At 38.2% G+C, this 11733-nt stretch carries 10 protein-coding genes and 1 pseudogene; 10 read left to right on the forward strand and 1 reads right to left on the reverse strand.

Annotated elements, in window-relative coordinates:
- Positions 1–87 precede the first annotated feature (87 nt).
- The 10 genes and pseudogenes from kduI to L0B70_RS08960 all read left to right on the forward strand — a co-directional run bounded on the left by kduI (position 88) and on the right by L0B70_RS08960 (position 10653).
- The gene (gene kduI / locus L0B70_RS08915; protein WP_235141459.1) at positions 88–924 is read left to right on the forward strand and encodes a 5-dehydro-4-deoxy-D-glucuronate isomerase; all 837 of its coding nucleotides are present in this window, start codon (positions 88–90) and stop codon (positions 922–924) included.
- Between the two features lie 4 nt (positions 925–928).
- Positions 929–1713 (forward strand): annotated as a pseudogene (locus L0B70_RS08920) (gluconate 5-dehydrogenase).
- Between the two features lie 177 nt (positions 1714–1890).
- Positions 1891–3291 (forward strand): glucuronate isomerase, encoded by a 1401-nt coding sequence (gene uxaC, locus L0B70_RS08925; protein ID WP_235141460.1) that lies wholly within the window; start codon positions 1891–1893, stop codon positions 3289–3291.
- A gap of 11 nt (positions 3292–3302) precedes the next feature.
- A complete protein-coding gene (locus L0B70_RS08930) occupies positions 3303–3626 on the forward strand; it encodes a cupin domain-containing protein (protein WP_235141461.1) in 324 nt (107 codons plus the stop codon).
- Between the two features lie 81 nt (positions 3627–3707).
- Positions 3708–4751 carry a sugar kinase gene (locus L0B70_RS08935; protein WP_235141462.1) on the forward strand — a complete coding sequence of 348 codons (1044 nt, stop codon included), beginning with the start codon at positions 3708–3710 and terminating at the stop codon, positions 4749–4751.
- Between the two features lie 117 nt (positions 4752–4868).
- The gene (locus L0B70_RS08940; protein ID WP_235141463.1) at positions 4869–5324 is read left to right on the forward strand and encodes a YhcH/YjgK/YiaL family protein; all 456 of its coding nucleotides are present in this window, start codon (positions 4869–4871) and stop codon (positions 5322–5324) included.
- Between the two features lie 11 nt (positions 5325–5335).
- Positions 5336–5998, forward strand: a complete 663-nt coding sequence (locus L0B70_RS08945; RefSeq protein ID WP_235141464.1) for a bifunctional 4-hydroxy-2-oxoglutarate aldolase/2-dehydro-3-deoxy-phosphogluconate aldolase — start codon at positions 5336–5338, stop codon at positions 5996–5998.
- A gap of 27 nt (positions 5999–6025) precedes the next feature.
- Positions 6026–7561 (forward strand): MFS transporter, encoded by a 1536-nt coding sequence (locus tag L0B70_RS08950; protein ID WP_235141465.1) that lies wholly within the window; start codon positions 6026–6028, stop codon positions 7559–7561.
- A 5-nt stretch (positions 7562–7566) separates the two neighbouring features.
- Positions 7567–9030 carry a tagaturonate reductase gene (locus L0B70_RS08955; protein ID WP_235141466.1) on the forward strand — a complete coding sequence of 488 codons (1464 nt, stop codon included), beginning with the start codon at positions 7567–7569 and terminating at the stop codon, positions 9028–9030.
- Positions 9031–9042: 12 nt separating this feature from the next.
- Entirely contained in the window at positions 9043–10653 is a 1611-nt protein-coding gene (locus L0B70_RS08960; protein ID WP_235141467.1) for a UxaA family hydrolase, read from the forward strand.
- Positions 10654–10692: 39 nt separating this feature from the next.
- Here L0B70_RS08960 and L0B70_RS08965 read toward each other — a convergent pair whose 3' ends face one another.
- The gene (locus L0B70_RS08965) at positions 10693–11706 is read right to left on the reverse strand and encodes a LacI family DNA-binding transcriptional regulator (protein WP_235141468.1); all 1014 of its coding nucleotides are present in this window, start codon (positions 11704–11706) and stop codon (positions 10693–10695) included.
- Positions 11707–11733 lie beyond the last annotated feature (27 nt).

Here is an 11733-nt window from a genome sequence, read left to right on the forward strand (position 1 = left end):
AGGTTTCTCAAAATACTTCAAAATAATTTTCGCCAATTGAAAAAAAATATTACATTTGTGTAATCGATTACATTTAAAGATTTAATTATGACAAAGTATAGCTTTAGATACGCCTCTCATCCGGATGATGCTAAAAATTACGACACGGCCAGAATAAGAAAGGAGTTTCTAATCGACAATTTATTTTCCGCAGATGAGATCAATTTGGTGTATTCCATGTACGATCGCCTCATTGTGGGTGGAGCGAGGCCTGTGGAAAGTGAACTGAAACTTGAAACAATTCCCTACCTGAAATCCGAAAATTTTCTGGACCGGAGAGAACTGGGGATTATCAATGTTGGTGGTGAAGGTGAAGTTTCTGTTGACGGCGAAAAATTTAGGCTTAATAAAAAAGAAGCTTTATATGTTGGCATGGGGATCAAGGAAGTTACTTTCAAAAGTACGACGGGCGAACCGGCATTATTCTATCTGAATTCTGCCCCCGCGCACAAAAATTTCCCAAATAAAAAAATTACGAAAGAAAATGCAGAGATTGTGCATCTGGGGGATGATAATACGGCTAATAAAAGGATATTAAATAAACTCATTGTTAACAGCATTGTCGAAACCTGCCAGTTGCAAATGGGTCTTACAGAACTTTTACCGGGTAACATCTGGAATACAATGCCTTCTCATACGCACGAAAGGAGGATGGAAGCTTATTTTTATTTCGATCTTGAAGAAGGTCAAACGGTTTCTCATTTTATGGGACAGCCCCAGGAAACCAGACATATTTTTATGCAAAACAATGAGGCGGTTTTTTCCCCGGAATGGTCAATTCATTCAGGAGCCGGAACATCAAATTATTCCTTTATCTGGGGAATGGCCGGAGAAAATTTAGATTACGGAGATATGGATATTGTTGCAGCAAACGAACTAAAATAAGCAGATGAATTTATTTGACTTAAAAGGCAAAAACGCACTCATCACAGGCGGAAGTCACGGTTTGGGAATGGCAATGGCAGAAGCTTTGGCAGAAGCCGGCGCGCAGATTATCATCACCGGAAATACGCCGGAAAAAATGAAAAATGCGCTCGAACATTATCACTCCAAAGGATATTCTGCGAAAGGATATTTGTTCGATGTGACGGATGAAATCCAGGCAAAAAAAATGTAGAATTAATTTCCCATGAAGTTGGCGATATTCATATTTTAGTCAATAACGCCGGAATTATCAAAAGAGAACCTGCAATTTCCATGGAAGTTTCAGAATTCAGAAAAGTGATTGATGTGGATTTGGTTGGTCCTTTTATCATGTCTCAATTGGTTGCAAAGCAAATGATAGCGCGTAAGGAAGGCAAAATTATTAATATCTGTTCCATGATGAGCGAACTCGGCAGAAGCACAGTTTCTGCGTATGCTGCAGCAAAAGGTGGTCTAAAAATGCTCACAAAAAATCTCGCCACAGAATGGGCAAAACACAATATCCAGGTTAATGGAATTGGTCCCGGATATTTCGCGACCACGCAAACGGAGCCGATTCGTGTAGATGGACATCCCTTCAACGAATTTATTATCAGCCGTACTCCCGCCGCAAGATGGGGAAATCCGGAAGATTTAGGCGGCGCTGCAATTTTTTTAGCCTCCAAAGCGAGCGATTTTGTAAATGGACAGATTATTTATGTAGATGGCGGAATCCTTGCAACCATCGGCAAACCTTCGAATGAAGGTTAATTAGTAAAGCGGAATATTTTTTTGGGCAGCTAAGAACTTCGTTCGTAAACTTTGATAAAAGCCTTCGCTTTTATCTCGTTTATGCCCTTCGTTCCCGCTCGATTTTATATCGGGATACACTCAGGTCGGGCTGCGCAAGTATCGCAAGAACAAAATAAGTTATAGAAACAAAATAAAATGAGCAAGAATTTCATCCACGATAATTTCCTTTTAGAAAACAAATTTGCCGAAGAATTGTACCACAATTATTCTAAAAATCAACCTATTATCGATTATCATAATCATCTTTCCCCGAAATTAATTGCGGAAAACAATATCTTCGATAATATTACCGATGTCTGGATCAAAGGAGATCATTACAAATGGAGAGCGATGCGGACTTTAGGAATTAATGAAAATTTTATCACCGGAAATGCTTCCGACAAAGATAAATTTCTACAATGGGGAAAAACCGTTCCTTATACCATGAGAAATCCTTTGTACCATTGGACTCACTTAGAATTAGCGCGTTATTTCGACATTAATGTATTGTTGAATGAAAGATCTGCCGAAAAAATCTATGAAGAAACTTCCGCGAAATTACAAACGCCGGAATTTTCTACTCAGAATTTATTGAAAAAAGTCAAAGCAGAACTCGTTTGTACGACTGAAGATCCAATTGATAATTTAGAATATCATCAACAATATAAAACGCAAAATGCTGGTGTAAAAATGAGCACTGCTTTTCGTCCGGACAAAGCAATTTTGATTGAAAACGACGGTTACAACGATTATATAGATACTCTAGGAAAAGTTGCAGACGTAATGATTCACAATTATCAGGATCTAAAAGATGCACTCCGTAAAAGAATTGTTTTCTTTAATGATAATGGTTGCAAGCTTTGCGATCACGGTTTAGATCAAATATATTTCGAAAACTTTACAGAAAGTGAAATCACCGAAATCTTTAAAAATAAAAGAGAAAATAAATCCATTTCTCATCAGGACGCATTGAAATTTCAAAGTGCCATTTTAATTTTTCTCGCAGAAACTTACCACGAATTTGGTTGGGTTCAGCAATTTCATTTAGGTGCTTTGCGAAATAATAATGCAAGAATGTTGAAGGTTTTAGGTCCGGACACCGGTTGGGATTCGATCGGCGATTTTTCTCAGGCGGAAAAATTATCAAAATTTTTAAATGCGCTTGATTCCAAAGATAAATTGGCAAAAACGATCCTTTATAACTTAAATCCTGCTGACAATGAAGTTTTGGCAACAATGATCGGGAATTTTAATGACGGAAGCGTGAAAGGAAAAGTACAGTTCGGTTCCGGATGGTGGTTTCTCGACCAAAAAGACGGCATGACGAAACAAATGAACGCGCTTTCCAACATGGGATTAATTTCCTGTTTTATCGGAATGTTAACCGATTCCAGAAGCTTCTTATCATTCCCAAGACACGAATATTTCCGTAGAGTTTTATGTAATCTTTTAGGAAAAGAAATCGAAAGTGGTGAACTTCCAAATGAGATGGAATGGATCGGGAAAATGGTTTCCGACATCAGTTACAACAATGCGAAAGAATATTTTAATTTTTAAAATAAACCAAAATGTTTTTAGAACAAAGCGATTACAATTGGGAAAAAATAGATGAAAATCTGGACAGAGCAGTGGCAGGTTACGATGATTCTTTGATGCTTACAATTGTGCGTTTCAAAAAAGGCGGAATTGGAAAATTGCATCAACATATCCATTCACAGGTTGCTTACATCGCTTCAGGATCTTTTGAAGTTCAGATCGAAGACGAGAAAAAAATATTAAAAAAGGGCGATTCATTTTTTCTGAAAACCAATTTGATGCACGGAGTGGTTTGTCTGGAAGATGGCGTTTTAATTGAATCTTTCAGCCCGATGCGCGAAGATTTCGTGAAATAAAAAATAAGAAGTTCAGGTAGAAATTTAGCACAGAAAAGTAAAATTTCTCATTAAAAAATTAACAAAAAAACAAATCATACAATGTCAAAAAAAGTAGTAACATTTGGAGAGATCATGTTGAGATTGGCTCCTCAAGGATTTTTAAGATTTTCACAGGCCGATAACTTCGATGTGGTTTATGGTGGTGGAGAATCAAATGTGGCTGTATCCTTAGCAAATTACGGTATTCCTGTAGATTTTGTAACTCGTTTGCCGAAAAATGATATCGGAGAATGTGCCATGATGGAAATGCGTAAAAGAGGAGTTGGCGTTGATAAAATTGTTTGGGGCGGTGATCGTCTGGGAATTTATTTCCTGGAAACCGGCGCTGTTTCCCGCGGAAGCAAAGTGGTTTATGACCGTGCTCATTCCTCAATGTCCGAAATTCAGCCGGGAATGATCGACTGGGAAAAAGTTTTCGAAGGCGTGGAATGGTTCCACTGGACCGGAATTACACCTGCGATTTCTCAAAGTTCTGCAGATGTTTGTTTAGAAGCCGTGAAAGTTGCCAGTAGAATGGGAATTACCATTTCTACCGACCTTAATTACCGCGCAAAATTATGGAAATACGGCGGCGATAGAGAAGCAATTATGACAGAACTGACTTCTCACTGCGACGTAATTTTAGGAAATGAAGAAGATGCTGAAATGCATTTCGGTATCAAACCGGATGGACACGCTGTTCAAACTCATGGTCACGACGTAAAAGCGGAAGCATTTTTAAATGTTTGCGAGCAAATGATGGCAAAATTCCCGAAAGCGAAAAAAGTGATCACCACTTTAAGAGGTTCAATTTCAGCTTCCCATAATACTTGGGCCGGAGTTTTATATGATGGAAAACAAATGTTGCAAACCCGTCAATATCAAATTACAGATATCGTGGATCGCGTTGGTGGTGGCGATTCTTTCATGGGCGGATTAATTTATGGCTTGTTAACTTATCCGGATAACGATCAAAACGCTTTAGATTTCGCAGTTGCAGCTTCTTGTTTGAAACACACCATCAAAGGTGACGCGAACTTGGTAACCGTCGATGAGGTAAATAAATTAATGGGCGGCGACGCTTCCGGTAGAGTTGCGAGATAGAATGTAGTTGATGGTTTACAGTTGATAGTTGTCAGTTATTAATAAGCAATTATCAGCTTAATCCAAAAATATAATTCCAAAAACCCTCAACTGACAACTAACAACTGATAACTAAATATGATCATCGATACTTTAAAAAACGCCGATAAATACACCAGTTTGCATCCTTTATTTGCAAAAGCTTTTGATTATTTAAAGCAAAATAACTTAGCAAAATTACCGGACGGAACCGTAGAAATTGCAGAAGGTTTAAAAGCCATCATCAGCAATAAACCCGGTAAAACAAAAGAATTTAGTTTAGAAAAATTTGAATGCCATCAGCAGAATATAGATATTCAGGTTTGTGTAAAAGGAAAAGAAATCATCGGCTGGAAACCTTTAGAAAATTGTAAATCCAAAAAAACCAATTATGATGCTAATAAAGACGTACAGTTTTTTCTGGATGAGCCGGAAACATTTTTTCAGTTGCACAGCGGTCAGTTTGCCATTTTTTATCCGGAAGATGTGCATGCACCAATGATCGGTAAAGACGACGATCTGATCAAAAAAATAGTTTTTAAAGTTAAAATTTAAGTTCAAATCCAATGACAAATAATACACAGACAGTTTCCGATGCCATTGTAAAACAGGGAATGCTTCCATTATATTTTAATCCAAGCGAAGAAGTAACCCTTGAGATTTTAAAAAGCATCTACAGAGCCGGAGTTCGTGCCGTAGAATATACCAATCGTGGAGCTGCAGCTTTAGAAAATTTCAAGAAAATGGTAGAAATCCGCGATGCAGAAATGCCTGATTTGTTGCTCGGAATTGGAACCATCAAAAACTTAGATCAGGCGAAACAATTTTTAGACGCAAAAGCTGATTTTTTCATCAGTCCGGGATATGTGCCGGAAGTTGCAGAATTTTTAATTGCCAAAGATTTGTTTTACAGCCCGGGTTGTATGACGCCAACTGAAATTATTGCCGCAGAAAATGCCGGTGTAAAATTCATCAAATTATTCCCCGGAAATATGCTCGGTCCGGATTTTTTGAGTGGAATTAAAGATATTTTCCCGAATCTTTTATTTATGCCAACTGGCGGAGTTGATACTACGGAAAATAACATTTCGGGTTGGTTCAAAGCCGGCGTTTCGGCCGTAGGAATGGGAAGTAAACTCATCAGCAAACCTTTAATGGAAGCAAAAGATTACGCAACGATTCAAGCCGAAACCAAAAAAGTTCTGGACTTGCTCCAAACCATCAAATAGTTCTTCATTTATTTAAAGATTACTCCTATGGAACAGAAAATTTCTACAAAACAAACCAGCTTCAGGTGGACCATTTGCACCTTGCTTTTTTTGGCAACCACTATTAATTATATGGACAGACAGGTTTTGTCCCTTACCTGGAAGGATTTTATAGAACCCGAGTTTCACTGGAATAATAATGATTACGGGAATATTACGGCTCTGTTTTCAATTTTTTATGCAGTAAGTATGTTCTTCGCCGGCAAATTTGTGGATTGGTTAGATACGAAAAAAGGGTTCTTGTGGGCAATCGGAATTTGGTCTGTCGGCGCTTGTTTACACGCATTTTGCGGAATTGCAACCTCCGGTTTTATAACAGGCGACTGGATCATGAGTTTTGAAGGGTCCAAAGAAGCTTTAGCAAAAGTTGATAACACCGCTTTGATCATCAGTACAAGTGTTACCTTATTTATTTTCGCGAGATTAATTTTAGCAGTTGGTGAAGCTGGAAATTTCCCGGCGGCCATCAAAACAACAGCAGAATTTTTCCCGAAAAAAGACCGCGCTTTTGCGACGAGTATTTTTAATGCCGGAGCAACTGTTGGAGCCTTAGCCGCACCTTTAACGATTCCATTTATTGCAGCCGCTTATGGTTGGGAAATGGCGTTCATTGTAATTGGAGCTTTAGGATTTTTATGGATGGGACTTTGGCAATTTTATTATCAAAAACCGCACAGGTGTAAAAAACTCAATAAAGAGGAACTCACCTATATTCAGCAGGATGATACGGAAGAAGAATGTGCAAAAACAAATTCCGGCGAAAAAACGAAAGGTTTCACCTTTGCACAGGCTTTTAAACACAGACAAACGTGGTCATTTATTTTCGGGAAATTTTTAACCGATGGAGTTTGGTGGTTCTATCTTTTCTGGACGCCGGCTTATCTGAGTTCCGTGTACGGAATGGACAGCAAGCAGAGTGCAATCCCCTTATTTATCCTTTATGCCATTACTTTACTTTCGATCATCGGCGGATGGTTGCCAAGATATTTTGTCGATAAAAAGGGTATGAATCCTTACTCCGGCCGAATGAAAGCGATGTTGATTTTTGCCTTTTTTCCGCTTCTAGCCCTGATTGCGCAGCCTGCCGGAAGTATTTCCTTTTGGTTCCCGGTCATCATCATTGGGATTGCAGGGGCCGCACATCAGGCCTGGTCCGCAAATATTTTCTCCGTTGTTGGAGACATGTTCCCGAGAAGAGCCATCGCAACAATTACCGGTATTGGCGGAATGGCAGGAGGATTAGGATCTTTTTTAATCAATAAAGGCTCGGGCGTATTATTCGATTATTCGCATAAAACATGGACTACTATCGATGGCGTACCCTTTCTAGAAAAATATCCGCAATACGCTACAGAACGGATTCCTGAAGATTTATTTAAAACAATAAAAGCTTCCGGAGCTGTACTTTCCGACGGAATTGATACAGGATACATGATTATTTTCTCCGTTTGTGCGGTCGCCTATTTAATCGCCTGGTTTATTATGAAATCATTAGTCCCGAAATATAAAGTTATAATAGATTGATCACTATGGAAAGTCAGACAAAAACTAAATTAAGCCGCGAAAATTACGGTTCAAAAAATATTCTTCCAATAAAAGTCCTCCAGTTTGGAGAGGGAAATTTCCTTCGTGCTTTTGTAGATTATGCTTTTTACAAACTCAATAAAGAACTCGGATTTGATGCCGGAATTGCCTTGGTTCAGCCGCTACCAGGCGGCATGGTCGATCTTATCGAAAAGCAGGATGGGTTATATACTTTATTTTTAAACGGAATTAAAAGCAAAAAAGAAATTCAGGAAATTTATCTCATCGATAACGTGGTGAAGTGTGTTGATCCGTACAAGGATTTTCAGGATTATCTTGATCTTGCCAAAATTGATTCTCTCGAATTTGTCATATCAAATACCACCGAAGCCGGAATAGAATTCGTGGATACTGACGTTATTTCTAACCAAAGTCCACAATCATTTCCCGCAAAATTAGCCGTTTTCCTTTATCAAAGATTTATGCATTTTAAAGGTGATCAGACGAAAGGTTTAACCATAATTCCATGTGAACTGATCAACTTTAATGCTGATACTTTGAAAAAAGTTTTGATGCAATATTGTGATTTATGGAACCTGGAAATTGAATTTAAAAACTGGATTTCCGACGCCTGTTCTTTCCACAATACTTTGGTAGATCGCATTGTTCCAGGTTATCCAAGAAATGAAATCGATCAGTATAACGACAAACTGGAATATCACGATGATATTTTGGTTACCGCAGAACCATTTTTTCTTTGGGTAATTGAAGGTGGCGAAGATTTAAAAGCTAAATTACCTTTTCACAAAACCAATCTGGACGTGAAAATTGTAGAAGATATGCAACCGTACCGCACGAGAAAAGTGCGAATTCTGAACGGAATTCATACCGCAATGGTTCCTTTTTCCATTATGTATGGAAATAAAACCGTGCAACAATCGATGGATAATGATTTTACAGGAAATTTTATCGAGAAATTGACTTACGAAGAAATTGTTCCGACTTTGGATATGGACAAAGAAGATCTGAAAAATTTCGCAGATGAGGTGATGGATCGTTTCAGAAATCCGTTCATCAAGCATCAACTTTCAGATATTGCTTTAAACTCAATTCCAAAATTTAAAGTTCGCGTTTTACCTACGATTTTGGAATATGAAAAAGAACAGGGAAAACTTCCTTTAAATCTGGTTTTCGGATTGGCTGCAACCATCAGATTTTATCAGGGAAGTTGGCAAAATGAAGCACTTCCCGTAAAAGATTCTCCGGAAATTGTGGAAACAATGAATCAATATTGGAGCGGAAATGATCTGGAGAAAACAGTTTCAGAGACATTGGGAAATTTGGAATTCTGGGATCAGGATCTGAATAAAATAGAAGGTTTACAAAACGCAATTACGGTTGCAATTTCAGAAATCGATAAAAACGGTATTGAAAAAGGGTACCAAAATTACATAGAACAGTTTTCTTAAAATTGATAGAAAATGAAAAAATTAATGAAGGTGAATGCTTTAGACAACGTTATTGTTGCTTTGCAAAACCTGGAACAGGGCGAAAACGTAACTTTTGAAAATCAAGAAATTGTTACCGAAACTGCCGTAAAAGCTAAACATAAAATTGCCGAAAAAGATTTCGAAGTTGGTGATCATATTATTATGTATGGCGTTTTGGTGGGTAAGGCGAGTCAACCAATAAAAAGAGGCGAAGTAATTACCACCGAAAATGTAAAACATCAAAGTGAAAAAGTTTTCGGGAAAAACGGAAATTTAGGGTGGAATGTTCCCAATGTTGATCGGTGGAAAGATAAAACATTCAACGGATTTCATCGTGCAGATGGACAGGTTGGAACTAAAAATGTATGGTTGTTTTTTCCTTTAGTTTTCTGTGAAAATAAAAATATCGAGAAACTGAAAGAGATTTTCGAGAATGAATTGTTGCCTAAAAAAGAAGTTTCTTACAAAAATTTCCTCCGTTCTTTAATTGAAGAAAAAAATATTGCTGAAGTTGAAGATCAATCTCGAAATGAAAATCTTTTAGATAATATCGAAGTGAAATTCATCAATCATCAAGGTGGATGTGGCGGAATTCGTCAGGATTCTGAACTCCTGGCAAAATTATTAGCAGGTTATGTGAATAATCCTAATGTTGCAGGAGCAACAGTTTTGAGTTTGGGTTGCCAGAATTTGCAGGTGAATATCTTTCAGGATGCATTGAAGGAAATGAGTCCAAACAGCGATAAAGAAATTTTGATCTACGAACAACAGCAAATTGGAACGACGGATAAAATGTTTCAAATGGTGATCAAAGATTCTTTTGAAGCCATTAAAAGAGCCAATCAAATTCAAAGAAAACCGGCGCCTTTATCAAAATTAAGTATTGGTTTGGAATGTGGCGGTTCCGATGGATTTTCCGGAATTTCTGCAAACCCCGCTTTAGGAGTTGTTTCTGATATTTTCGCTGCTCTGGGTGGAAAAACGATTTTAGCAGAATTTCCCGAATTATGCGGCGTAGAACAGGAATTAATGAACCGTTGTGTGGATGAAGAAAAAGCAGATAAGTTTTTAACTTTAATGAAAGCTTTTGAAAAATCCGTTGTTGATGCGGGTTCAGGTTTCGACATGAATCCATCTCCCGGAAATATTAAAGACGGATTAATTACTGATGCCATGAAATCTGCCGGAGCTTCTAAAAAAGGTGGAACTGCGCCTATTGTAGATGTTTTGGATTACGGTGAATATATTTCAAAACCGGGTTTAAACCTATTGAATACGCCTGGAAATGATGCAGAATGTACTACCGGATTGGTTGGAGCAGGAGCGACCGTGGTTTTATTTACTACCGGTTTAGGAAATCCGATGGGAAATCCAATTGCGCCGGTTGTGAAAATTTCTTCCAATTCTGCTTTGATCGAAAGAATGCATGATATCATCGATGTGAATGCAGGAACCGTCATTACAGGCGAAAAAACCATTCAGGAAGTGGGCGAAGAAATTGTAGATTACATCATCGAACTGGCAAGTGGAAACGTAGAAACAAAAGCAGACCAACTGAAACAGGACGTGTTTATTCCCTGGAAAAGAGGGGTTTCGTTATAAAATGAAAAGAGGAATTAAATAATTCCTCTTTTTTTTATCTTATTTTTTGGATGATTTCCGAATGACTAATTTTGGTTCCATAACCACTTTCTTTTCTATTTTCACCATATCAGGACTGTTCACCTGCTCCAGAAATACCTTCGCCGTCATTTTGCCCATATCTTCCGGGAACTGATCGATGCTGCTGATGGAAAGTTCTTCGTAATCCGTGAAGGGTTCGTTGGCAAAACCAATCACAGCAACCTCCTGCGGAATCTTGATTTTGCGTGCTTTCAATTCCTGAATGGCACCGAGCGCTACAAAATCACTTGAAGAAAAAATAGCGTCGGGCTTGTCTGCCAAAGAAAAAAGCTGCTCGATGGCAAGTTTTCCTTCTTCAATTTTGCTGTTAGTTCTCATCACCAAATCTTCTCTGTAATCGATTCCATGGTCTGCCAAGGCTTGTTGGTAGCCCGCGTGCCTGTCGCGAAATATTTCAATCGCAAAATCGCCCGAGGCTAAATGCGCAATCTTCCGGCAACCTTGCTCTATGAGGTGCTTTGTCGCCATGTACCCGCCAGAAAAATCGTCAATGGTCACGGAACTCACGCCATCCATGGTTTTTTTTCGGTCAAAGAAAATTAGAGGAATGTTCTTTTTTAGTATTTTTTCGAACTGCTCGCTCTGTTTGCTGGAAGTTGATAAAAATATGGCATCCACCTGAGAATTAATCAGTGACTCAATGTTATTAATTTCTTTCGTTTCATCATTATGACTTTGGCAAATAATGATGTGATAGCCACTGGGATTGAGTTCATCTTCTATTCCCCGAATAACGGAACTGAAAAAATTGGTGTTAATTCTGGGAACAATGACGCCGATATTGTTGCTTTTACCGCTTTTTAAAGCAAGTGCCAGTTTATTAGGTTCGTAATTCATTTTTTTTGCGGTTTCCAGGACGAGCTTTTTGGTGGCTTCGCTGATGTTCTTGTTTCCGTTTAATGCTCTGGAAACCGTTGCCGCAGTCACATTCAATACTTTAGCGATATCGTATATCGTTATTTTTTTGACCATAATTTAATCAGTATTTTTTAGTGAATT

The sequence above is a fragment of the Kaistella sp. 97-N-M2 genome, from assembly GCF_021513235.1.
GTDB lineage: Bacteria > Bacteroidota > Bacteroidia > Flavobacteriales > Weeksellaceae > Kaistella.

What these genes read in the sequence shown, in the direction of transcription:
- kduI (WP_235141459.1), top strand. Translation starts at nt 88, where the DNA reads ATGACAAAGTATAGCTTTAGATACGCCTCTCATCCGGATGATGCTAAA.
- uxaC (WP_235141460.1), top strand. Translation starts at nt 1,891, where the DNA reads ATGAGCAAGAATTTCATCCACGATAATTTCCTTTTAGAAAACAAATTT.
- L0B70_RS08930 (WP_235141461.1), top strand. Translation starts at nt 3,303, where the DNA reads ATGTTTTTAGAACAAAGCGATTACAATTGGGAAAAAATAGATGAAAAT.
- L0B70_RS08935 (WP_235141462.1), top strand. Translation starts at nt 3,708, where the DNA reads ATGTCAAAAAAAGTAGTAACATTTGGAGAGATCATGTTGAGATTGGCT.
- L0B70_RS08940 (WP_235141463.1), top strand. Translation starts at nt 4,869, where the DNA reads ATGATCATCGATACTTTAAAAAACGCCGATAAATACACCAGTTTGCAT.
- L0B70_RS08945 (WP_235141464.1), top strand. Translation starts at nt 5,336, where the DNA reads ATGACAAATAATACACAGACAGTTTCCGATGCCATTGTAAAACAGGGA.
- L0B70_RS08950 (WP_235141465.1), top strand. Translation starts at nt 6,026, where the DNA reads ATGGAACAGAAAATTTCTACAAAACAAACCAGCTTCAGGTGGACCATT.
- L0B70_RS08955 (WP_235141466.1), top strand. Translation starts at nt 7,567, where the DNA reads ATGGAAAGTCAGACAAAAACTAAATTAAGCCGCGAAAATTACGGTTCA.
- L0B70_RS08960 (WP_235141467.1), top strand. Translation starts at nt 9,043, where the DNA reads ATGAAAAAATTAATGAAGGTGAATGCTTTAGACAACGTTATTGTTGCT.
- L0B70_RS08965 (WP_235141468.1), bottom strand. Translation starts at nt 11,706, where the DNA reads ATGGTCAAAAAAATAACGATATACGATATCGCTAAAGTATTGAATGTG.